The sequence below is a fragment of the Fictibacillus phosphorivorans genome, assembly GCF_007673525.1.
Classification (GTDB): Bacteria; Bacillota; Bacilli; order Bacillales; family Fictibacillaceae; genus Fictibacillus; species Fictibacillus phosphorivorans_C.
Genome location: NZ_VDZU01000004.1, coordinates 29,888 through 50,614, shown reverse-complemented (window position 1 = coordinate 50,614; position 20,727 = coordinate 29,888). Strand labels below are relative to the sequence as shown.

The 20,727-nt window shown below is 38.0% G+C and carries 27 protein-coding genes; 4 read left to right on the top strand and 23 right to left on the bottom strand.

The window, feature by feature from the left end; all coding sequences use genetic code 11:
- Window positions 1-4: 4 nt before the first annotated feature.
- The 8 genes from FS458_RS19685 to acpS form a co-directional block, all read right to left on the bottom strand.
- Window positions 5-406, bottom strand: coding sequence for an anti-sigma regulatory factor (locus FS458_RS19685; RefSeq protein ID WP_066285716.1), 402 nt, complete (start codon window positions 404-406; stop codon window positions 5-7).
- Window positions 407-408: 2 nt separating this feature from the next.
- On the bottom strand, window positions 409-765 hold the full coding sequence (locus FS458_RS19680) for an STAS domain-containing protein (RefSeq protein WP_066239455.1): 357 nt from the start codon (window positions 763-765) through the stop codon (window positions 409-411).
- Between the two features lie 17 nt (window positions 766-782).
- The gene (locus tag FS458_RS21230; protein ID WP_286166508.1) at window positions 783-1,601 is read right to left on the bottom strand and encodes an STAS domain-containing protein; all 819 of its coding nucleotides are present in this window, start codon (window positions 1,599-1,601) and stop codon (window positions 783-785) included.
- Between the two features lie 401 nt (window positions 1,602-2,002).
- On the bottom strand, window positions 2,003-2,353 hold the full coding sequence (locus FS458_RS19670; protein ID WP_066239453.1) for a type II toxin-antitoxin system PemK/MazF family toxin: 351 nt from the start codon (window positions 2,351-2,353) through the stop codon (window positions 2,003-2,005).
- 3 nt (window positions 2,354-2,356) lie between these two features.
- Window positions 2,357-2,638, bottom strand: coding sequence for a CopG family ribbon-helix-helix protein (locus FS458_RS19665; RefSeq protein ID WP_066390801.1), 282 nt, complete (start codon window positions 2,636-2,638; stop codon window positions 2,357-2,359).
- Window positions 2,639-2,779: 141 nt separating this feature from the next.
- Window positions 2,780-3,952, bottom strand: a complete 1,173-nt coding sequence (alr, locus tag FS458_RS19660; RefSeq protein ID WP_144704757.1) for an alanine racemase — start codon at window positions 3,950-3,952, stop codon at window positions 2,780-2,782.
- A 288-nt stretch (window positions 3,953-4,240) separates the two neighbouring features.
- The gene (locus tag FS458_RS19655) at window positions 4,241-5,248 is read right to left on the bottom strand and encodes a LolA family protein (RefSeq protein ID WP_144704754.1); all 1,008 of its coding nucleotides are present in this window, start codon (window positions 5,246-5,248) and stop codon (window positions 4,241-4,243) included.
- A 126-nt stretch (window positions 5,249-5,374) separates the two neighbouring features.
- On the bottom strand, window positions 5,375-5,734 hold the full coding sequence (acpS, locus tag FS458_RS19650; RefSeq protein WP_137792096.1) for a holo-ACP synthase: 360 nt from the start codon (window positions 5,732-5,734) through the stop codon (window positions 5,375-5,377).
- Window positions 5,735-6,117: 383 nt separating this feature from the next.
- Between acpS and FS458_RS19645 the strand changes: the two genes are divergently transcribed.
- Window positions 6,118-6,723 carry a rhomboid family intramembrane serine protease gene (locus tag FS458_RS19645; protein ID WP_144704751.1) on the top strand — a complete coding sequence of 202 codons (606 nt, stop codon included), beginning with the start codon at window positions 6,118-6,120 and terminating at the stop codon, window positions 6,721-6,723.
- Between the two features lie 16 nt (window positions 6,724-6,739).
- Here the strand turns inward: FS458_RS19645 and FS458_RS19640 are convergent, their stop codons facing one another.
- From FS458_RS19640 to FS458_RS19590, 11 genes are all read right to left on the bottom strand, one after another.
- Entirely contained in the window at window positions 6,740-7,510 is a 771-nt protein-coding gene (locus tag FS458_RS19640; RefSeq protein WP_144704748.1) for an STAS domain-containing protein, read from the bottom strand.
- Window positions 7,507-8,157, bottom strand: a complete 651-nt coding sequence (locus FS458_RS19635) for a cobalamin B12-binding domain-containing protein (protein WP_144704745.1) — start codon at window positions 8,155-8,157, stop codon at window positions 7,507-7,509. The genes FS458_RS19640 and FS458_RS19635 overlap by 4 nt, the downstream gene beginning before the upstream one ends.
- Window positions 8,158-8,177: 20 nt before the next feature.
- Window positions 8,178-8,558, bottom strand: a complete 381-nt coding sequence (locus FS458_RS19630) for a hypothetical protein (RefSeq protein WP_144704742.1) — start codon at window positions 8,556-8,558, stop codon at window positions 8,178-8,180.
- Window positions 8,555-8,860: an antibiotic biosynthesis monooxygenase family protein gene (locus tag FS458_RS19625; protein ID WP_144704740.1), complete on the bottom strand. Its 306-nt coding sequence runs from the start codon at window positions 8,858-8,860 to the stop codon at window positions 8,555-8,557. Before FS458_RS19625 ends, FS458_RS19630 begins: the two co-directional genes overlap by 4 nt.
- A gap of 268 nt (window positions 8,861-9,128) precedes the next feature.
- Window positions 9,129-9,611, bottom strand: a complete 483-nt coding sequence (locus FS458_RS19620; protein ID WP_144704737.1) for a DinB family protein — start codon at window positions 9,609-9,611, stop codon at window positions 9,129-9,131.
- A 52-nt stretch (window positions 9,612-9,663) separates the two neighbouring features.
- On the bottom strand, window positions 9,664-10,767 hold the full coding sequence (locus tag FS458_RS19615) for an HD-GYP domain-containing protein (RefSeq protein WP_144704734.1): 1,104 nt from the start codon (window positions 10,765-10,767) through the stop codon (window positions 9,664-9,666).
- Window positions 10,768-10,911: 144 nt separating this feature from the next.
- Window positions 10,912-12,120 carry a D-alanyl-D-alanine carboxypeptidase family protein gene (locus tag FS458_RS19610; RefSeq protein WP_144704731.1) on the bottom strand — a complete coding sequence of 403 codons (1,209 nt, stop codon included), beginning with the start codon at window positions 12,118-12,120 and terminating at the stop codon, window positions 10,912-10,914.
- A 186-nt stretch (window positions 12,121-12,306) separates the two neighbouring features.
- Window positions 12,307-13,242 (bottom strand): magnesium transporter CorA family protein, encoded by a 936-nt coding sequence (locus FS458_RS19605; RefSeq protein ID WP_144704728.1) that lies wholly within the window; start codon window positions 13,240-13,242, stop codon window positions 12,307-12,309.
- A 30-nt stretch (window positions 13,243-13,272) separates the two neighbouring features.
- Window positions 13,273-13,575, bottom strand: coding sequence for a hypothetical protein (locus FS458_RS19600; protein WP_144704725.1), 303 nt, complete (start codon window positions 13,573-13,575; stop codon window positions 13,273-13,275).
- Between the two features lie 47 nt (window positions 13,576-13,622).
- The gene (locus FS458_RS19595; protein ID WP_144704722.1) at window positions 13,623-14,033 is read right to left on the bottom strand and encodes an NUDIX hydrolase; all 411 of its coding nucleotides are present in this window, start codon (window positions 14,031-14,033) and stop codon (window positions 13,623-13,625) included.
- A 98-nt stretch (window positions 14,034-14,131) separates the two neighbouring features.
- Complete coding sequence (locus FS458_RS19590; protein WP_144704720.1) at window positions 14,132-15,034, bottom strand: hypothetical protein; 903 nt, start codon at window positions 15,032-15,034, stop codon at window positions 14,132-14,134.
- A 224-nt stretch (window positions 15,035-15,258) separates the two neighbouring features.
- Here FS458_RS19590 and FS458_RS19585 point away from each other — a divergent pair, with 224 nt between their 5' ends.
- Together FS458_RS19585 and FS458_RS19580 are read left to right on the top strand one after the other, a co-directional pair.
- Window positions 15,259-16,509: a helix-turn-helix domain-containing protein gene (locus tag FS458_RS19585; RefSeq protein ID WP_144704717.1), complete on the top strand. Its 1,251-nt coding sequence runs from the start codon at window positions 15,259-15,261 to the stop codon at window positions 16,507-16,509.
- Between the two features lie 20 nt (window positions 16,510-16,529).
- The gene (locus FS458_RS19580) at window positions 16,530-16,793 is read left to right on the top strand and encodes a hypothetical protein (protein ID WP_144704714.1); all 264 of its coding nucleotides are present in this window, start codon (window positions 16,530-16,532) and stop codon (window positions 16,791-16,793) included.
- Between the two features lie 53 nt (window positions 16,794-16,846).
- On the opposite strand, the gene FS458_RS19575 is transcribed toward FS458_RS19580, so the two are convergent.
- The 4 genes from FS458_RS19575 to FS458_RS19560 are packed head-to-tail and all read right to left on the bottom strand — an operon-like array spanning window position 16,847 to window position 18,748.
- Window positions 16,847-17,185, bottom strand: a complete 339-nt coding sequence (locus FS458_RS19575) for a L,D-transpeptidase (protein ID WP_370630160.1) — start codon at window positions 17,183-17,185, stop codon at window positions 16,847-16,849.
- A 44-nt stretch (window positions 17,186-17,229) separates the two neighbouring features.
- A complete protein-coding gene (locus FS458_RS19570) occupies window positions 17,230-17,727 on the bottom strand; it encodes a DNA-3-methyladenine glycosylase I (RefSeq protein ID WP_144704711.1) in 498 nt (165 codons plus the stop codon).
- Between the two features lie 53 nt (window positions 17,728-17,780).
- Window positions 17,781-18,338 (bottom strand): signal peptidase I, encoded by a 558-nt coding sequence (lepB, locus tag FS458_RS19565; RefSeq protein WP_137792112.1) that lies wholly within the window; start codon window positions 18,336-18,338, stop codon window positions 17,781-17,783.
- 8 nt (window positions 18,339-18,346) lie between these two features.
- The gene (locus FS458_RS19560) at window positions 18,347-18,748 is read right to left on the bottom strand and encodes a VOC family protein (protein WP_144704709.1); all 402 of its coding nucleotides are present in this window, start codon (window positions 18,746-18,748) and stop codon (window positions 18,347-18,349) included.
- A 112-nt stretch (window positions 18,749-18,860) separates the two neighbouring features.
- Here FS458_RS19560 and FS458_RS19555 point away from each other — a divergent pair, with 112 nt between their 5' ends.
- A complete protein-coding gene (locus FS458_RS19555) occupies window positions 18,861-20,696 on the top strand; it encodes an LTA synthase family protein (protein ID WP_144704706.1) in 1,836 nt (611 codons plus the stop codon).
- Window positions 20,697-20,727: the final 31 nt, after the last annotated feature.

The window sequence follows — 20,727 nt, the reverse complement described above, 5'->3', positions numbered from 1 at the left end:
CCTCCTAACGAAGCCATTTAGTAGCTGATATCTCCGTCCCCACATCTACAGTGGATTCGATTGAGAATTCATCCATTAATCGCTTCACGCCTGGTAATCCAGCTCCTAATCCGCCAGAAGTAGTGTATCCATCTTCCATAACTTTTCGGATCTCTCGAATTCCAGGACCATTATCTAAGGCTACGATTCGCAGTCCTTTTCTTCCTAATTGATCGATTGGTTCGATGCAAATCTTTCCTCGTCCAGCGTATAGATAGATGTTACGGGCGAGTTCAGATATGGCTGTTGTTATTCTTGCTTGGTCAACGTTTCCGAAACCGAGCTCTTTAGCCATGTTTCTTCCGAGTTGACGGGCACTTACGATGTCCCACTCGTTGCGTACTTCCACACAGGATTGGATGTCCATAATCATCCCTCCAGTTCCAGACGCAATTTATCAAGCCCCTGTTCTAAGTCAAGTGCTGTCGAAACTTCCCTCATTGAAATTCCAAGGTCAATTAGAGTAATAGCAACTGCTGGTTGTATTCCTGTTAATACAACTTGAGCTCCCATTAATTTTGACATCCTTACTACATCTCCAAGAACTTTAGCTATAAAGGAGTCGATCATGTCTACTGACGTTAGGTCAATAACCACTCCTTTCGCACCTGTATCGTGAATTTTATTAAGCAAGTCTTCTTGAAATTGAAGAGCTGTCTGATCATCCATTTCAACTTGAATGGTGATCAATAAATATTCGTGCAATTTTAAAATAGGAATTCTCATTTTTTTACTCTCACTCCCTATTTATTGCTAATTAACTGCTGATTTGTAATTTCTAGAGCGTTTTCCATACCCTTTTGAAGCGTACTCTTCGTTGGGAACAAACTAAGGTCGATTCCTAAGCTTACGATCGTCTGTGCAATTTCAGGACGTATTCCTACAAGGATACACGTAGAACCTAATAGACGCACAGCATCCGCTGCTTGAATAATATGATGAGCAACCATCGTATCAACGACAGGTACACCCGTAATATCGATTAGCACTACTTCCGAGCGATATTTGATCACACCGTTTAAAAGGTTTTCCATAATCAGCTTCGCGCGTTCCGTATCAATCGATCCGATAAGAGGCATAACACTGATATTTTTGAAGACTGGAATCAATGGAGCAGAAAGCTCTAATAATGCCGTCTTTTGAACGGAAACAGTTCTTTCCCATATTTGAGAGGAGTTTTCGACAACGCGATTTAGAATCGGGTCTAACCAGCGATCGATCTCACGGTAAACAGCTGCTACCTTCTCTTTGTCGTTTTCCGTCTCTACTAAAAGATTTAGAACAACGCGGCGTGCCGCTTGTAGTCCTTGCGTTAAATAACTTAATGGTAAACCTGTATGAAGAACTTGATCAAAAAAATCATCAAGTGTTCCGTCTTTAGAAATATCATGAAAATTAATGTGCTTGATTAGCATAGAAAAAAACTGTTGGTCCGTCTCTTCACTAAACTTCAAAGTAGTTCCAACAAGTTCTTTTTCTTTAAAAAGCTTAACTTCCTTAAGCCAATTATTTTTTAGGGTTTCTTGATTTTCATTAATCATCTGTACAATCAAGTTGTCCAATTTTTCTTGCACCCCCACTACATGTAGTCTCAATTTCTATTATTTCACTTCTGAATATATTGTGCAATGTTTACTCTTTTACTAACTTTGGATATATAACCCAAGATTCTGATTGTTAAACATGTATTTTTTACAAAATATTTAAATAGTATTCGTATACTAGTTACCATTATAAGGGGTTGGTTCCTTGTTATGTGGCAAGATGAACCAATATGCAACTTAAAACTGAAAAAGTCATTTCTTCTCAATTCCATACATCAAACCCTGAAATCTCTCATGAATCCTTAGTGCATGAAAGGTAAACAGTACCTGTTCTTCCAGTTTCCCTTATTAGATCTGTTGATAAAATAAAAAACCGCCAGACATCCCCGTCAGACAGTTTCCTAAATGATGTTATAAAATTAAAAATCAACCAGACCAGTACTGATCTGCAATGCGTCGTCTACCCTGCGCATCATGTCTTCATCCAGTTGTGTTATTTTATCTGTTAATCTTTGCTTGTCAATCGTTCTGATCTGTTCAAGCAAAATAACTGAATCCCGTTCAAAGCCGTATTTTTTCGAATCTATTTCAACATGTGTTGGAAGTTTTGCTTTCTGTATTTGAGCTGTGATTGCTGCTACGATAACAGTTGGGCTAAAACGGTTCCCGATATCATTCTGAATGATCAGTACAGGCCGAATCCCACCCTGTTCTGATCCAACTACCGGTGAAAGATCTGCAAAGTAAACGTCTCCGCGTTTGACTATCAAGGACTACACCCCGCTAACTAAGCGGTCCAAGGTATGATCGGCTTCCTCCTCTAACATAAATGCTTCTGAAGCAATCGTTAGATTGATCTTAGCCATTTCCATGTAACCCTGTTTCATCTCATCACGAAACTGACGCTTATTCTTCCGCTCACGAAGAAACATCTCAGTAGCTTGATGGATAAATTCGCTGCGGTCCAAATTCTCTTTCTTTATGACACGATCTACCTCACTTAGTAATTTCTGAGGAAGACTAATCACTATTCGTTTTGTGTTCAATTCGGACACAACATACACCTCCAGCGCAAAGCTATACTACGATCAAATTCCTTTTAACCACATTTAATCTTATCACTTCAATAATCCATTTGCAAAGCGATTTCAAAGTATTTATTCTACAAAATTTTCAATAGTCCTTCTAATATTCTGCTAAAAATTTAGAATTACATTCATATTTTCTAAAATTCGACCCTTTTTTGTATAAACTCTCGGCACTCGAGCAGAAATGAGGCACGGAATTTCATAATTTATCGTTTCGGCGACACGTGCGATCTCATCCATTTCTATTCTTTCCGCTTCCTGACTTCCTATTAAAGTGGCAACTTCACCAACATCTAATCTCTTTGGAAGTCTGACCATGCATTGATCCATACAGATCCTGCCGATGATCGGCATCCGTTCGCCCTTTATAAGCACTGAGGCTCCTGGAGAAAATCTTCTTTGCCAGCCGTCCGCATAGCCGATTGGAAGTGTACCTACCCACTCTTCTTCTGTTGCTGTATAAGTAGCTCCATAGCTTACAGTATCCCCAGGCATCAGTTTTTTAACATGAATGAGCCTGGAATGAAGGCTGAACGCTTCTTCTAGCGGAAAAGGCAAGTCTTGTTTTAATTCGTTAGATGGCGCCAACCCGTACATGCTGATTCCGAGGCGAACAAGATTGAATGGCCCTTTCACTTTCCTGAGAGCTGCTGCGCTGTTGGCGCTGTGGATGAGGGTTGGATTCAATCCCCATGTTCGCAACGAGTCTATATATTTAATAAACCTTTTTCTCTGTTTCTCAAAAAGTTCTGATTCCCATTCATCGGCTGTTGCAAAATGAGTAAACACCCCTTCTGCTTCAAAAACAGAAGATTGTTTGATGAAGTGCGCTACGTCTTGCAGCTCACTTTCTTCTTTAAATCCAACTCGCCCCATACCGGTGTCGATCTTCAGATGAAGCTTTATTTGATGTTTTGTTTCTTTTACATGCGATTGTGCCTCGATTAGCCATTCTTTTTGAAAGACTGTAAGGCTTATTTCATTTTCTGCCGCAAGATTAGCATATTCCGGACGTACACGGTTCATAACTAAAATCGGTGCCGTGATTCCTTGTTTACGCAAAGCTAATGCTTCATCGAGCATAGCAACAGCTAGCCACTCAGCTCCTGATCTCACAGCCTCTTCTGCCACTTGAAGTGCTCCATGACCGTAACCGTTCGCTTTTACGACAGCCATAATTTTTTGTTCAGGGAGATGTCTCTTAAAAGATTTTATATTTTGACTGATCTTATCTAGGTCGATTTCCGCCCAAGTGTCTCGATAATAATGATGTTTATCCATGATGTTGGCCTCCCCAGTTTAGATTACTGCCTTCTATTTTACCCTCTTACCGCCATTTATGTAAGCATCCTATCGCTTCAATCCATAAATATGTGTGTGCAATCCAAAAGTTTTAAGTGTTTATCCACGAGTTTTCGTTCTTATTCCAAAAGTTTTGGCATTTTATCCACGAGTCTACAATTCTCGACAATTTACGGACGTGTTAAATCCATCATACCCGCTTTCAAAACAAAACAGGCTAGCGTCTTCGCCAGCCTGCTCTATCAATACCTATATATAATGTAGAAATTATTTAATCGCCTCTCCGCTCACTGAGCGTGCAATCGCCATCAACTCATCCTGACCAAGATTATTGGAGACGAGCAAGTAATCTACACCGTTAAAATTCCATGTGATCGATTGATCCGTCATCGCCCCAACGGTAAAGCCCAGATCAACTGGTTCTCCACTCGACATCGTTAGGCGTGAAGCTGTTTCTACAGCTGTGTTCTTCTGCTGCATCAATGTAAATGATTTATCTTCGTCCGCATAGTTCAATACTACTTTGGAGTCATCTGCGCCTTGTGCCACTTCTCTTTCATTTACGATGTTTAAGTTCGCTGTATAAGTCGGATACAGCACTTCGAACTCTTCTCCAGCACCTGAGAACGTAGGAACCTCAAATTGAGCACTGCTCATGTTCGACTCCATATCGAAAGAGTTCTTATCAAATTTTGCATTGAACTTAACCTTTGAGAAATCCAGCCTGACTAGCTCTTTTTGGTCTTGATCCATAATTCGCACTTGTTGCGGATCAAGATCTTTGTTTAATGTGATCTCTTGCTGATAGAGGTTTTTGTTTTGATAATTTGTTTTTGTATGGAAGACATAGCTTTTCTCTTTTGATTTAAACCCTCTGTCCGTATCATTTAAAATGTCCGAGATGAGAGATTGGAATAAATAAACTTGGCTGTTGTTTTCTGGCCAGTCGCTTTGGAAACGGAAACTTTTATTTAGAGCTGGCGTAAGAACGAAAACTCCATCTTTGTTACGCAGTATCATCTGGCTTTGATCTTTTTCAGCATTTTTTAAGCTGACTCGGTAAAAATCCGGCTTCTTATGCCAAATTTCTAAATCATAAGTCAGTGGCTTTTCTCCTGTGCTCAATGTCATCTTGGCTTCCGCTTTGTAACCTGTCATGGATTCCATTCTTTCTTCTAACGAATCCAAAACATCGTTCTGGCTTTGTGCACCACAAGCTGACAGAACCAACACGATCATGAACGCCGTCAACATCATTGACAGTGTTTTCTTCATTTTTTGCCATCCCCTTTGTCCCAAAGTAATTTCGACATTGAAGGGGGACCAACTCTCTGCACCTTGCAAAGGACTACCCCTTCTACCGCATTACAATATATGAGACAACCCTGGACAATATGCAGACTAGCTTGACGAGCTTTCTAAAACCACTTGTGCGATCGCGTATTCTTTCGTATGAGAGATAGAAAGATGACATAAATATGGATAAGGGGAAGTAAGAAACGGTTTACCCTTTTCATCTGATTTAATCTCCATGTCCTGCCATGAAAGTTCAGCGCCGATTCCAACACCGAGAGCTTTGGCCATTGCTTCTTTTGCGGCAAAACGCCCTGCAAGATATTCAAATCTTCTGTTGCCGTTTAAAGAAGAAAATCTTTTTTGTTCGAACGGTGTTAACACCCGCTCCAAAAATCGAGGCTGGTGAGAAACAACCTGTTTGATTCGTTTTAGCTCGATCATATCGATGCCTGTTCCTACAATCATTTATAAAAACTCCTTTACAGCTATATCTTTCGCCCTATCTACCAACACATGGTAAACTTAAGGTAGATGTATAGTATGTTTTGAAAATTTGGCTGTTTTGTAACTTTGTTGCTCTTGTATGAAGTTGATTTCCGCTTCAGTGCTTCGCTTTCCGCGGGGCAGGCGGTGAGCCCCTTGCCACTTTGCGCCCTTAAGGGTCTCACCTGAACGCTTCAAAGAAGTACTGCGTCTAAAAGTTAATGCTACCGCAGTTAGCTTCCTCGTCGCATGCCTTGCGAGAAGTTGCTTTAAGTGGTAGGCACGCACCTTCCACTCCAATCAACATTCAACGAAGAGAAAGAAAAAACAGCCTATACTTTATAAAAAAAGGGTGATCTATTTCCATGTTTATAAGAGATGAAAGCTTTCAGACCTTTATTAGGCGTTATCCTGTTGTTACTTTTTTAGTAGCTGCACACATTATCGTTTTTCTTCTTATTAATTTTACCCCTTTTTCTACCTCTTTGTATCATTTTATGGTCGGGTCTAATTATTACATCACCGCTGGAGAGTACTGGCGTTTGTTTACCCCCATTGTTACACATGAGGCTGCAGGTCATCTGATCTTCAACTCGTTCTCGCTTGTCTTGTTCGGTCCTGCGCTCGAAGGAATCCTTGGGAAAGTAAGATTTATTATCGGGTATCTTGGTGCTGGTTTGATCGCAAATATTGCTACGTTACTCTTGCTGCCACTTTCTTACGCACATATTGGTGCCTCAGGAGCTATTTTCGGTTTGTTCGGGATCTACGTTTATATGCTTTATAACCATCGTCAATATATCGACCAAGCCAACACACAGATTCTTCTTGTTGTGTTAGGAATCAGTCTAGTAACCACGTTCATGAATGCAAGAATCAACGTGATGGGTCACCTGTTCGGATTGATCGGTGGAGCGGCTCTTGCACCAATCATTTTTGCTTCCCTTCATCGCAGGAAAAAACGATGGTAAAACAAAAAGCACCTCATCACACTTGAGGTGCTTTCCCTATTTGAAGATGCTCGATCAATACATCTTTTAATGAAGTTTCAAAATAGACGGGCCAATCCACGTCTAGTGCAGTCAGCTGCCTAGCATGCTTCGGCTTTACGCCGATAATTTTTACGGGTTTTCCGTTCATATATTGAAGCATGCGGAACAGTTCGCTTAACTTCTGAACGCCACCTTCATCAATTTCTCCTGTAGCAGAGAGATCAAAGAAGATTTCTTCAAATTGCCCTTCGTACGCCGCTTTAAGAGCGTTCCCTGTAACAGTAATCATCTTGCTCTCGTTCACATCCCCAAACAGAGGAACAAACGCCATCTTTTCAGAGATCGGTATGAACGGTCCAGACAATTCATCAAGCCGTTTCATCGCATCTTCTAACGCTTCCTTCTTCTCAAACAGTTCAAAATCTGTAGAAGATAGTCGCAGCCTAAGTTCTAAAAGCTTATCTTCAAGCCCCTGAACATGCTTTCCAATTGGGATAAAAACAACGTGAGCAAATTCCCCTTCCCAACAAACAGATATATCACAAAGCAAGAAAGGGTGATTCCTCGCCTTTATATTTGCTTCAAACGTTTTTTCTCCTTCAAAAGGCATCATATACTTCATTAATTTGTTATGACTTTCTTCGTCAAAGCAGTCCCGAATCGTTTCAGTCTGCAAGTCCAACAACTCAATGGCTTTTGCGGATCTATTAAGAATAACTCCTTGTTTATCTATCTTTACGTATGGTACGGGTAGGACACTGCTCATTTGTAGACGTTAATCCTCTCTTCGGTATATTCATCCAGCCACTTTTCTACCTGTTGGAGATTTTTGATAATGATTCCTTGCTTATTTACATATGGTTCTAGATCGTATTTTTCAGTTAGTCTTCCGCCTACTAAAATATCAGGTTTATTCGGCAATGCTGCGAGTGCACGCACATAATTTTTTAGCACCGGTAGATTATAAACGATGGAAACGGATAACCCGATGACTTCAGGCTTCCATTGCAGTGCTGATTTCAATGCATATTCTAACGGAAGACTTGCTCCATAATATTTTGTTTCCCAGCCTTTTTCATCAAAAAGACTATTGATCATCTTGATACCGAGATAATGCTGTTCTCCCTGCAGACATAAAAACATAGCTTTCTTTTTATTTGTTGCTTCATCTGCTGATACTTGAAACAGCCTAGAAAGAACAAAGTCACAAACTCCTGTTGCTAGATGTTCATCAGCGACGGAAATTTCATTATTCTCCCATAGGTCTCCAATCATATACATTGCAGGAGTAAACAGGTCTCGAAACAAAACCATTCGATTTTGGTCTGGCTGCTGTTTGATGAAACGCAATGCCTCAGCATGATTTCCTTCTAAGAACAGACGCGCCAACTTTTCAGCTTCTGAAATAGCCATGGATGGGACCTCTCCTTTTACTAGTGTGATTCCACTTTACTGCATAGAACATCATTTGCTTGTTTTAAATATTGAATATAAATACCAACACGGGTATTTTCAAACGTTTGTTTTTCCTGTTCTTCTAACAAAACCTCTATTATAAAATCAAAGTTATCCATTAAAAGCTGTGTACTCATCCCAAACTTTTGTAAGATACCATCTAACCAGATCGCATAATCGATAAAGAACGTGCTATTATCGAGTTCATATGCCGTCTCTAAGTGCTTAAAATGATGATGGTTATCTTCTATACACTTCGCTCTCCCCTTGTCACCATATCTTTCGACAAGAGAAGGATCTTTTTGGTAAATTTTTTCTGTTACTCTTTCTACCATAACATTTATGTTAAATTCCGTCATTTGGCAACCACCTTATATTGCTTTACTGTGGGTATGACAGCTGCTAATTCTTGATCAGGATATTTCTTTTCAAGGTCATGTATCTTCTTAAATTCCTCACTTCTTACCCACTTTAGATAAGCTTCTTTTGAAGTGAAAATAAGTTGAACGGTAAGCTCACCCGCCCGTTTATCGTTCTGAAGCAATAAAAAATCAACAAAACCATCGGCGTTATCTACTGATCTAGAACGGTTCTTATATATATTTATTACTTCGTCTGCTTTTTCATTTGGAACATCGAACGTAGAAAAGACGGTATACATGAAACATCACCTCTTGGATGTATTTAAATGACAAAATGTTTATCTCATAAAAGATTCAATAAAGACTCTATTTTTCCTGCTAGCTAATTTGACTAACAACATCTTTTAAATTGAACCATCCATATTACAGGAAAAAAGTGTAGAAGTCGAATCTAAGTGAAATAATTTGGCAGAAAGAAAAGCAATATAATTAATAATTTGTTGATTTTAGTAAGCTTTAACCACAGAAAAAAGGATAGAGCTCCCTTTTAGAGCTCTATCCTTTACTTTAATAAAGATCAAACATATTCACATCATGATTGGTCTGTTTTAGATAAGTAAACAGCTGTCCACGGTGATGGTAGCTATGCGTTACGATTTCCACTAGCCATCTTGCTTGCGTAGCACCTTTTTCAGCATAAAACGCCTTTGTTTCTTTCTTAAGAAAATCTTCTTCGGAAAGAGATAAAAAATAAGACTTGGCTAGATGATATCCTTCTTCTAAAACATGAGTTAATTCTGTAACATTTTCTGCTGATAACTTCTTTTCAAGCTGACGAATTTCTTGCTCTGATTTTTCCTGTAATATCGCTAAGTCGATATGAGGAATCTGAACCAAATGATTGGCTAGTTCTAAAAAAGAACGCATGTTTTCAACAGGTCGAAAATCGTAAACAGAAGGATCTGCTTTTTTTAATAATTGATTGGTCGTACGAACCACAACATACAATTCTTCGAGTAACGTCTCTGTTAAGGAAACTGTCGCATTCATCTTTTCTTTCCTCCTGCTATGTATAATAATTACCTGTATTATCTTCTTCGTCTCAGCCGTTTTTTCCTTCGTTTAATCCAGAAGCAATCTCCTGATGCGAGGAGTTACTCATCAAAATATTTTCCGAATTGTCTTCACAGATTAAAAGCATGTCGTAATAAGCACGAACAAACACTTCTACGATAAATGGATCATACATTTTTCCTGAATGGTTCTCGATCTCTTTCTTTGCTTCCCAAGGCGTCAATCCTTGACGATATGCACGGTTACTCGTCATCGCATCAAAAGAATCAGCGACTGCTAAGATACGAGAATAAATCGGTATATCTTTTCCTTTCAAACGGTGTGGATAGCCTAGACCATCGTATCTTTCATGATGATGAAGAATTCCAGTTAAAACACGGTCCGAATATCCGAAAGATTTTGCTAGCATCATCCCATCAACAGGATGCTTTTTCATAATTTCGTACTCTTCTTGTGTTAATTTTCCGTTCTTCAAAAGCACGGCATCTGGTGTTGAAATCTTTCCGATATCATGAATGAGAGCTGTCAACTCAAGCTCTTGCCAATCTACATTTTTGAATTGGCCATGTTTGGCAAGAATCATGGCGTAAAGTGCCACTCTCTTTGAATGTCCTTGTGTATAAACGTCTTTCGCTTCAACTGCTAACGAAAATGCTTTCACACCTTGCTGAATCGCTTCTTTTTCTGCAACCGATTGATAAACAATTCTCTGCGCCATGAACAAAAGTGAACAGAAAATCACATAAATCGAGATAAACGCCAGATAGTCTTTGAGTGGTTCGTTCGATAAAAATAGATATGAAATCAAGCCACCTATACTTGAAACATAATATAGCCTCTTATCATTTAAAAGTAGAGCAGATACAGGCAAAAAGAAGTAAGCAGCCTGCACGATCGGATATGTAACGAAAAAGTAGGAAATCGAAACAATATAGATGCTGCACATAACAAAAGCCAATTTTGTGTATTGTTCTTGTATACGGTTGACTCCCCATGCAGGAAGAAAACCAATTAAAAATAAGAAAAGAAAGGTGTAGAAACTTTCTAATGGTTCTATAAAAAAATGATGGAGAGCCTGTATGAAGGCACTCCCCACAATAAATAGCTGAGCTAGCTGTATATTACGTATCATGAATGAAACTCCAATTGTCGAATTTTGTAATTTAATGTAATTATATACTATGAAAGCTTTTTATCCTATAGTTTGTTGGAATTCAAAACACCTTTGCATAGCTCACTTTATTTTTAACAAACAAAAAACCGCCTATTGACGGTTTTATTTCACATAACTGCGTGCAACTTGTCTCATTTTTTTATGTTTGTGTTTTTGACTTCGCATTCTTAAGATCACTAGGAACGCGAGCAAGAGCAGCAGTCCACTGTATAAGAAGATACTTGCCTTCACAACAGATTGCATGAACGTCGAATCTACTGGTTCAACTGATTTACTATCGACCGTTGCGGAAGCTTCTTTTTCCTTTTCTTTCTCTTTAAATAATGTATGTGAGAGTAACACATATCCCGAAGAGTCTTTAAGTTGAAGCTCTCCATCTGAACTCACTTCTTGAACGGGTTCTTCTCCTTTTGGCAAGGTAACAGCCAAATCTTCTTTTAACGGATAAGTCTTTCCGTTTAACGCTTCTATCTTTGTACCAGCAGATAATGTTTGTCTTTCAAAGTTCGCAAATCCATAATCCCCAAGTGCCATCGTGTCCCAATATGCCGCTCGACTAGTAGGAGCCTTCAGAGTAACGATGATAACATCAAGATTATCTCTAGAAACAGCTGTAACTAAAGTATGCTTGGATTCATCAACATATCCGTTCTTCACACCAATCGTACCCTCATAATCCCACAAAAGCTGATGGTGATTTCTTAACGTCGTCTCCCAGCCTTCTCCGACCCAAGGCAATTCCTTTGTTGATACGATTTCACGAAATTCTTCATTCTTCATCGCGTATTGAGTAATCTTCGCCATATCTTCGGCTGTTGTATAGTGTTCCTCATCAAAAAGTCCGTTCGGATTAACAAAATGAGTATTTTCTGCTCCCACTTTTTTCGCGAACGCGTTCATTTGGTCTGCGAATGAATCGACATCCCCTGCCACGTATTCTGCAATCGCAACTGCTGCATCATTACCTGAGTTGATCAAAAGGCCTTGAACAAGCTTTTTCAGTGGTACTTGCTCACCTTCCATCAAATAAACTCGTGTCCCTTCAGCTCTCACTGCGTCGCTGCTTACAACAACAGAGTCATCCAACTTGCCTGATTCTATAGCCAGAATCCCTGTAATGATTTTTGTAATACTTGCTGGATACATTTGTTCCGAGCTGTTTTTTTGATATAAAATATCTCCTGTTTTCGCATCAATCATTACAGCGCTTTCGCTTTTAATATCTGGTGTGTTCTCCCCCGTCGCTTGAACAAACTGTGTGTTCACAAGCATAACCAGTGAAAAAACAAGAATTAGGCTAAGTTTTTTCATTTAATTCCGCTCCCGTTAGTCATTTAATCTTCATATCTCTTCGTTGTTTGTTTTGTTTCTTTTATGGTTGAAATCAAAATGAAATCTAGTAATATTCGCCATAAAAAAACAAGCGTTTTATCAATTGATACCGTTCGACAAAATCCGCCTGTTTCCTTTTATATATCGTTCATATTTTCAGTTTATTTAGTCAAAATGTTTTCTGCTTTTCTTTCCTCTTAATAAATCTCCCGTCCACCCTTTCATTCTTAGCCAAATATATATAGCTAATGTGGAGACAACGATTGAGATCATAGCGTAAAGGTAACCGAATTTCCAATCAAGTTCAGGCATATTCTTGAAATTCATACCCCAGACTGCCCCTAAAACCATTCCAGGAGTGAAAATAACGGTAAATACGGTGAGTGTTTTCATAATTTCATTTCCACGATGAGAAGAAAGAACTTCTTCAAGGTTTAACAAAGTATCAATGTCTTGTCTGTAATGAGATAGAAGCGAAGTTGTTCGGTCGATCCTAGTTTCAATTCGCTTATATGCTCGTGTTTCCGTGATTTCATCTAGAAAAGCTTCCTTAATGGCCATCTGCGTTTCATGCACGGGGAGTGTTAAATCGCTCCAGTTGATCAACTCGATGCGTCGATCATAGATGCTGTTTAATAAATTCGTATGATTATTTCTTTGAACATCCCTTTGGAGTTCTTTAAGCTTCACTTCTAATGCATCAATACCATCCAAGAAATAATTGACCAATTCACCGAGCAGTATGATAAAACCTTCCACAGGTGTTTTTTCTTCTAAAATCAAATGATCACACGCTTCACGGTTGTCTCCTTGGATACGTGAGAGATCTAATCCTACTGTTATTAAGGATTTGGGACGGATATAAAAATGAAATACCTCAAAATCAGATTGGTTCTTCGGATCTTGTTTATACGTGAGAGATCCACGAACAATTTGATCACCGTCACTGTCTTTTTCAATTCTTAAATAATTGACTTTATCTTCTTTAATATTACTGAGCCAATTTTTGCAACCTTTCGTATCTGCAATCAAGTCATGAATTGTTTCTTCGTGACACTCATGACGATGCCACTTCCAACCGTAAACACTCATTTCTTCCATAAATCATCCATCCTTTGTATACTGATCGTTTTAAATAACGGTATATTCTTTTGCACCTTTTTTTCTTAACCACTTTAGTGAGAATTGTATGAGATCAGGATGACTCTGCAAATCTGTATTCTTTGAATAAATCCAGATGTAACCCTTCTTTTCGGTTTCCTGTACCTTTAATAAGGCAATCGCTATAATTTCATGCTCTTCTTCTACAATCACAACGGTTGCATCATCATGACCCTCTAAATATTGAGAAAGTTTCTTATGATATTCCGGAGCGTCACTACACCATTCCAACAAACGGTTAAGGTCTTCCTTTTCTGCGAATATCGGTTTCACTGCCAACCTCCTCCATTAGAGTTCCCTTATAAAAATGAGAACAAACACTAGATTATTTTTTCAGATGGTGCCAGATAGCTTTGTAAAAGTTCTCGGTCTTCTGGAAAGGATAAAGTAAGTACTTCTAACTCTTTCAAGGATACCCACCTAATATCGTGTATTAAACCATCCGGATCTTGGATGACCGAAGAACCGCTCACTAGATCTGTTAAAAAATAGTGAACTTTAAAATGGATGTTTTGAGAGATTCCTTCTTTAATATGTAGCTTCTTAGTAACTTTTACGACATATCCCGTCTCTTCCCACACTTCTCGCATGGCGCATTCTTCAAGACTCTCGTTCCCTTCTCTGCCTCCAGAAGGAATACTCCACTTCTTCTCCTCAGCGGCTGTTCCTTGTAAAACCATCAATAACTTTCCATCGTTTACACAAATACAACTAGCACCTTCCCATTTCATATCTATTCCCCCTTTACAGCTATTTTCTGGACATGAAAAAAAAGTCCTGCGAGATAACCACAGGACTTTTCTACAATTATATGACTTTAAATTTCCAGCTATATGACTTGAGTTTGATCGGCTACTTTTTGAGTATTTACGATTCGGCATTTACAATGGTCCCAAGTATAGAGCGTCTTGCTGTTTTGCTCTAACAAAGAAAGAGAATCATCCGTACATTCTACGATCTTTGAATGAGGAATATCATGCTCCTTTTGTTCACCAGTCTTCATATCAATGTATACGATTCGTTCGCTCTTTCCCGTTGCAAGATCCAATTCATAGACTAATAGCTGGTCATCTACTTGGTAAAGAGCACGAGGAGAAATGGATAGCTTGTATTCTGTAACCACTTTATCTTTGTCATTTAACACCATGATTTTCTTTGGATCTCCGTTAAGAACTGGCGCACCTGACACGTATACAAGATCTTCATGACATAAAATATCAGTAGGTGCCATGTTGCTTCCTAAATTTATGCGCTTTTTCTTACCGTTACGGATGATATAGAGAACCGCCTGATCTTCTTCAACAATATAAGAAGAAATATAGAGAACATCTTGGTTCATCTCTACTTCCCAAAGGAACCCATTCACTTTCCACTCTTTAACTAACTCTGGGCCATCTTTAGAAAAGATTAACACTGAGCCTTTTGAACCATCACCCTCACAAGCGACTACAACACTCGATTCAAATTCGTAAAAATTGGGTTGTCCCTTAATAACTTGAGATTTCAAGCAGCCGTTTTTATGGTCAAAGGTGAAGAGCTTGTGGTCTCTTGACTGATCATCTACCTTTTTGGAGAACCAGTAATTCTTCTGTTTGTCCATGAATACTTCGGAGTAGGCAAAAGCGCCTTCCTCATTTCTTACTATACTTCCGGCCACTTCAGGATCACGTGAGACATACAGCGATTGATTTTTCTCTGCAGTTCGTGATGATAATTGATACATTTTAGCCATAGTACTCTCTCCCTTCAAATTTGACGCCGGCTCCGTGCTGACATAGGATTTATGTAAAACGTTCTTTTCAAAATTATCAATTTCTAGCAAAAACTTTGTATTTTCTGTTATATTTATCTTATCAGACATTCCATTTATTCTGTATTGGGAAAAATAGTAGGATAGATACTTGTTTAGTGGGGGTTCTGCATGACAATTTTCCCAAGTTCTGAAAGGGGGATTTTATGGTCGGTCAACGAATAAGATATTATAGAAAAACCAAAGGCCTAACCCAGGAAGAACTGGCACAGGGAATTTGCTCTGTTTCCTACTTGAGCAAGATTGAGAAAGGGGACGCCAAATCAAGCGAAGAAGTCATTAACCTGCTTTGCGAACGTCTAGGTATTTCGCCTGAGGAAGTGGATAACAATGAAGTTCTAGAATTTCTAAACGAATGGAACTTGTTAATGACTAGTAGAAAATTTGATGAGGCATCTGAAAAATTTCCTCAAGTAAAAGAAAAGGTATCTTCAGTAAGGGACCCCAACATTCTTATCAGATATAAACTTTTTTGTTCCAGATATTATTTAGTATTAGAAGAGCCAGACTTACAAAGTTGCTTTAGCCTTTTAGAAGAAGTTAAAGGTTTCTATGAGCAATTATCTCCGGAACTTAGATTCTATTATTATGTTTTCTGGGGAATGTATGCTAACTACAATAATAATTACAAAGAAGCATTAGAATACTTACATTCAGCCGAAAATCAGTATATTAGTAATTTAAAAGTTAACGAACTGGACATTGCTGTTTTATACTATCTACTTGCTTTGACTTATAATTTCTTAATGCGAATAAACTCTGTAACCAATTATGCTTATAAAGCAATATCAATTTTTGATAGTGAATATAATTATAGTAGAAGTGCAGATTGCCAGGTACTACTAGGAATCAGCTATCGACGTGCGAAAAACTATTCACAGGCTGAATTTCATTTAAAACAAGCATTAAAATATTCTACTTCTTTTAAAGATGATTTTTTGAGTGGAGTAATTTATCATAATTTAGGGTATGTAAACTCTTGTAAAAACGATAACCTTCAAGCTATTGAGTATTATAAAAAGAGCTTACTCTATAAAGATTCTCAATCTGATGAAAAAAAATCTAATACTCTTTTTTTGTTAGCAACAGAATATTTTAATCTAGGAGATTATGACAAGGCTTTAAAGCTGATTGAACAAGGATTTGAATTTGTCACAACTGGAAGTGAAGTTTATTATCATTTAACTATCTTAAAACTCAGAATCGAACAAAAGTCCGATGAGTTTGAAAATTTATTAGTGAAAATTGCAATCCCTTTCTTCGAAAAAAGAAATATTTGGGAATATGTCTCTAAATATTCTGAACTACTTGCTGATATGTATTTTGATCAAAGTTCATATAAAAAAGCGAGTCAGTATTATAGAATTGCAAATAATGGGAGAAAAAACATTTTTTAATTTAATAGGGGGAAGTTTTAATGAAAAAAATTGGATATTTAATACTTACATTAGGAGTTATTATATCTATATATTCAACCACTAATTTAATTGCTCATGATGATAGTCCTAAGATTAACAGTCCTAAATTTTTTGTGCATGATGACAGTCCTAAAATTAATAGAATAATGCAAGTTACACATGATGACAGCCCTAAAATTTCTCATGATGATAGCCCTAAAATTAACAGAGTAAATTTCTTAGCTCATGATGACAGCCCCAAAATTAATCTTATTAAACTTTAGGCAAAACATTACTAAAAAAACCTTACTCTAAAAACTTTAGAGTAAGGTTTTTTTCATGCCCTAATAACCACCTTAGTCCCAATAGGCACAATCTTCGATAATTCTAAAACATGATTATTATGCATTCGCACACATCCTTTGGATACGTTTTTTCCGATGGATGATGGTGTATCTGTGCCATGTATCCCGTAATGCGGACGTGAGAGTCCCATCCACATGACTCCAAACGGTCCGCCTGGATTTGGTGCTTTATTAATTATCGTATAGGTTCCGGTCGGTGTAGGTGTTAGCATTTTCCCGACACCTATTGGATATCGTTTGATTACTTTCCCATCTTTTACGAGGGCAAGTCTTTTTCGTGTTGTTGAAATATAGATCTCATAAGGCATCATCATACCTCCCGCTTTAGCTTATGCAGGACAAATATGAAATGACTCTATTTCGATGCCTTAAAGCATTGTTCACTGTGTGAGGCTTGTATTCGGCCAGTAGCTTCTAAAAAGCTTTCTGCCGTTGTTAAACCGACATGCTTAAATGTCTTTTTCAGCACTTTCTGCTTTTCCACTGTAGCATATGGCAGTTGCTTTAAAAACTCTTCGAAGCTGCCAAACTCTTTTACAAGTTCGTGGACTCTCTTTGCGTTTTCAATCGTCGCTTCAATCTTTTTTCTATGCCTAACAATCCCAGAATCCTCTAGTAAACCTTCAACCTCTTTTTCACCAAACTGCATGACCTTTTCTATCTCAAACTGTGAAAACGCATTTCTAAAGTTCTCCCTTTTATGAAGAATGGTCTTCCAGCTTAAACCAGATTGAAATAGTTCTAGTGTTAAACACTCGAACAATGCATTGTCTCCCGCTACATACTGACCCCATTCGTTATCATGATACTGTTGCAGCATCTCACTTTCTTCACTCCACTTGCATCGGTTCATCTCACATACTCCTTTTTTAAAAAAATAAAAAGCGCAGCCGGGCTGCACTTTTGTTATTGTGTTGCACGCATTTCTGAAAATGGATAGATGACGACTTCTGAACGACCCTCAATTGCTTTCGTTTCAATTAAACCTAGTCCGTTTCGTGAATCCATACTATTCAGACGGTTATCACCCATTACGAAAACTTTTCCTTTTGGGACTTTAAGTGGTCCAAAGTCTTCTGTTAGATACACCCCTAAGCTTTTCGCTTCCGATTTATTTTCCTGTAGATAAGATTCCTTCACTTTTTTATTATTAACATAGAGGTCGTCACTCTTCATTTGAATGATGTCCCCTTCTAAACCTATCACTCGTTTTACATACCGCTTATCGTCACCTTTAATGATGACGATATCGCCTTTTTGTGGCTCGGAAAACGCATAAACAATTTTATTAACATACAGCTTTTCTTGATCATGAAGAGTAGGTGACATAGATGCACCTTCTACCATATATGGAGCAAAGAAATAGGCTTTTGTGATGAATACAAAGACTAAAGCGAAGCCAATCGCCTTTAGCCAGCTTACCCATTCATTTTTTTGCTTTGTTTCTTTTTCTTGTTCTATCATATCTTCATTCACCTCGGCGCAACGATTTCAATTTTTAATCGATCTGGATCTTCAAAGAATAAAGCATAATGATTTTTTCCACCTGCAAAAGGAAACTTATCCTCATACAAAAAGGAAATATTTTTCTTCTTCAATTGTACACGAAGGTGCTCTATTTGCGCACGTGATTTAGCCCAAAAGGCCAGGTGATTAAGTCCTGAACGCTTTCGGTGAAAAGGTATATCATTATATATTTCTTCTGTTTGTACAAAAACAAGATACGAAGATTCCATTTTGTAGCTAAAACCTTTTTCCCACTCTTGAAAAAGAGAAAAGCCTAACTCCGGCAGCAGCCATTCATAAAACATCTTCGTTTTCCCTAGATTTTGTACGTTCATTTCGATATGATGCAAGCCTTGTGGTGATGTCATGATTTCTCCTATTTACCCTCTACTTAAAAAAAGGTACTCTATCACTTTTAATCTTTCGTGAAATAGCCTACAATGGTAAAGATTTCCGTCTCACTACAGGAGGGTTATACCTATGAACGCTAAAACAAAACACGCAGCAATCTTCCTGGCTATTTCTTTGCTTTGGTTGAAAACATATATTGTTTATAAAGTTTCATTTACGCTGCCTATCGATCATTTCCTGCAAGAAATTTTATTATTTTTAAATCCATTAAGTTTTCTCGTACTCTATTTTTGTTTAGCTAATCTTGCTTCACCTGCTAAAAGAAGACGAATCATCTTATGGCTTTCCTTTATTTATAGCTTTATCTTGTATGCGAACGTCGTCTATTATCGATTCTTTACCGATTTCCTTACGATTCCGGTATTGTTTCAAACAAAGAATGTTGGTGATATCGGAAACAGTGTTTATGAACTGATCTATTTCACAGACATTTTCTTTTTTGTTGATCTGTTTTTGTTAGCTTATCTATTAAAACAGACGAGATGGAAGTCTGATCATCTATTAAGACCAGTGGACCGGAGAAAATTATTTTTATACGGTATTGCTATTTTATCTGTTCATTTAATCCTCGCAGAAATAAACCGGCCGCAACTTTTAACTCGTACATTTGATAGAGAAATTCTTGTGAAGAGCTTAGGAACCTTCAATTATCATCTGTACGACATCATGCTCCAATCAAAGTCTTCTATGCAAAAAGCACTAGCAAGCAATATGGATGCAGAGGAAATTCTTCAGAATGTGAAAAAAGAAACCGTTAATAACCCTGAGCTCTATGGAATTGCCAAAGGAAAAAACTTAATCATGGTCTCTCTCGAATCTACTCAAAATTTTGTACTGAATTATGAAATTAACGGTGAAGAAGTGACACCTTTCTTAAACGAACTTGCTAAATCCAGCTATTATTTTAATAACTTCTATCATCAAACAGGTCAGGGAAAGACTTCAGATTCTGAGTTTTTGATTGATAATTCCTTATATCCACTGCCAAGGGGTGCTGTTTTTCAAACCCATCCATTGAACGAATACAACGCGATGCCTGAAATTTTAAAATCAAACGGCTACTATTCAGCAGTTTTTCACGGGAACAATAAAAGCTTTTGGAACCGGGATGTTATTTATAAGACAATGGGCTATGACAAGTTTTATAGTGAGGAATACTATAACGTTACAGACGAAAACTCGATAAACTATGGCCTCAAAGATATACCCTTCTTTGAGCAATCCATGCCATATCTAAAGAAGCTTCCTCAGCCTTTTTATGCTCGATTTATTACCTTGACGAACCATCATCCTTATTTGATCAATGAAAAAGAACAGTGGATTGAGCCTTACCCTGTAGAAGATGGAACGGTTAGCCGTTATTTTACAACCGTTCGCTACGCGGACGAAGCATTGCGCCAGTTTTTTGAAGAACTGAAGAGCTCGGGATTATATGAGAATTCAGTGGTAGTCGTATATGGAGACCATTACGGGATATCAGAACGGCATCAAGAAGCGATGGCCGAAGTATTGAGCAAAGCTACGCTCACAGCTTACAATCAAGTAGAACTTCAGCAAGTACCCTTATTCATTCATGTCCCAGGAAAAAAAGGCAAGCAGATTGATACGGTCGGTGGACAGATTGATCTAAAGCCTACGCTGCTACACTTGCTTGGTATTGAATCAAAGGATGACGTTCATTTTGGAACGGATCTATTTTCAAAAGAACATCATGAATTAACCGTTCTCCGTAACGGCTCGTTCGTAACAGACAACTATATTTATACAAATGAAACGTGTTATGTAAAACCTTTCGGAGCACCTGTAGAAGAGGAAAAATGTAAGCCTTATATCGAACAGGCAAAAGAGGAACTCGATCAGTCAGATCGAATTATCTATGGTGATTTGCTGCGATTTTTAAAATAATTATAGCCCCTTTGTGAGGGGCTATGTTTTT

What these genes read in the sequence shown, in the direction of transcription:
- FS458_RS19685 (WP_066285716.1), bottom strand. Translation starts at nt 406, where the DNA reads ATGGACATCCAATCCTGTGTGGAAGTACGCAACGAGTGGGACATCGTA.
- FS458_RS19680 (WP_066239455.1), bottom strand. Translation starts at nt 765, where the DNA reads ATGAGAATTCCTATTTTAAAATTGCACGAATATTTATTGATCACCATT.
- alr (WP_144704757.1), bottom strand. Translation starts at nt 3,952, where the DNA reads ATGGATAAACATCATTATTATCGAGACACTTGGGCGGAAATCGACCTA.
- FS458_RS19655 (WP_144704754.1), bottom strand. Translation starts at nt 5,248, where the DNA reads ATGAAGAAAACACTGTCAATGATGTTGACGGCGTTCATGATCGTGTTG.
- acpS (WP_137792096.1), bottom strand. Translation starts at nt 5,734, where the DNA reads ATGATTGTAGGAACAGGCATCGATATGATCGAGCTAAAACGAATCAAA.
- FS458_RS19645 (WP_144704751.1), top strand. Translation starts at nt 6,118, where the DNA reads ATGTTTATAAGAGATGAAAGCTTTCAGACCTTTATTAGGCGTTATCCT.
- FS458_RS19640 (WP_144704748.1), bottom strand. Translation starts at nt 7,510, where the DNA reads ATGAGCAGTGTCCTACCCGTACCATACGTAAAGATAGATAAACAAGGA.
- FS458_RS19635 (WP_144704745.1), bottom strand. Translation starts at nt 8,157, where the DNA reads ATGGCTATTTCAGAAGCTGAAAAGTTGGCGCGTCTGTTCTTAGAAGGA.
- FS458_RS19630 (WP_144704742.1), bottom strand. Translation starts at nt 8,558, where the DNA reads ATGACGGAATTTAACATAAATGTTATGGTAGAAAGAGTAACAGAAAAA.
- FS458_RS19625 (WP_144704740.1), bottom strand. Translation starts at nt 8,860, where the DNA reads ATGTATACCGTCTTTTCTACGTTCGATGTTCCAAATGAAAAAGCAGAC.
- FS458_RS19620 (WP_144704737.1), bottom strand. Translation starts at nt 9,611, where the DNA reads ATGAATGCGACAGTTTCCTTAACAGAGACGTTACTCGAAGAATTGTAT.
- FS458_RS19615 (WP_144704734.1), bottom strand. Translation starts at nt 10,767, where the DNA reads ATGATACGTAATATACAGCTAGCTCAGCTATTTATTGTGGGGAGTGCC.
- FS458_RS19610 (WP_144704731.1), bottom strand. Translation starts at nt 12,120, where the DNA reads ATGAAAAAACTTAGCCTAATTCTTGTTTTTTCACTGGTTATGCTTGTG.
- FS458_RS19605 (WP_144704728.1), bottom strand. Translation starts at nt 13,242, where the DNA reads ATGGAAGAAATGAGTGTTTACGGTTGGAAGTGGCATCGTCATGAGTGT.
- FS458_RS19595 (WP_144704722.1), bottom strand. Translation starts at nt 14,033, where the DNA reads ATGAAATGGGAAGGTGCTAGTTGTATTTGTGTAAACGATGGAAAGTTA.
- FS458_RS19590 (WP_144704720.1), bottom strand. Translation starts at nt 15,034, where the DNA reads ATGGCTAAAATGTATCAATTATCATCACGAACTGCAGAGAAAAATCAA.
- FS458_RS19585 (WP_144704717.1), top strand. Translation starts at nt 15,259, where the DNA reads ATGGTCGGTCAACGAATAAGATATTATAGAAAAACCAAAGGCCTAACC.
- FS458_RS19580 (WP_144704714.1), top strand. Translation starts at nt 16,530, where the DNA reads ATGAAAAAAATTGGATATTTAATACTTACATTAGGAGTTATTATATCT.
- FS458_RS19575 (WP_370630160.1), bottom strand. Translation starts at nt 17,185, where the DNA reads ATGATGCCTTATGAGATCTATATTTCAACAACACGAAAAAGACTTGCC.
- FS458_RS19570 (WP_144704711.1), bottom strand. Translation starts at nt 17,727, where the DNA reads ATGAACCGATGCAAGTGGAGTGAAGAAAGTGAGATGCTGCAACAGTAT.
- lepB (WP_137792112.1), bottom strand. Translation starts at nt 18,338, where the DNA reads ATGATAGAACAAGAAAAAGAAACAAAGCAAAAAAATGAATGGGTAAGC.
- FS458_RS19560 (WP_144704709.1), bottom strand. Translation starts at nt 18,748, where the DNA reads ATGACATCACCACAAGGCTTGCATCATATCGAAATGAACGTACAAAAT.
- FS458_RS19555 (WP_144704706.1), top strand. Translation starts at nt 18,861, where the DNA reads ATGAACGCTAAAACAAAACACGCAGCAATCTTCCTGGCTATTTCTTTG.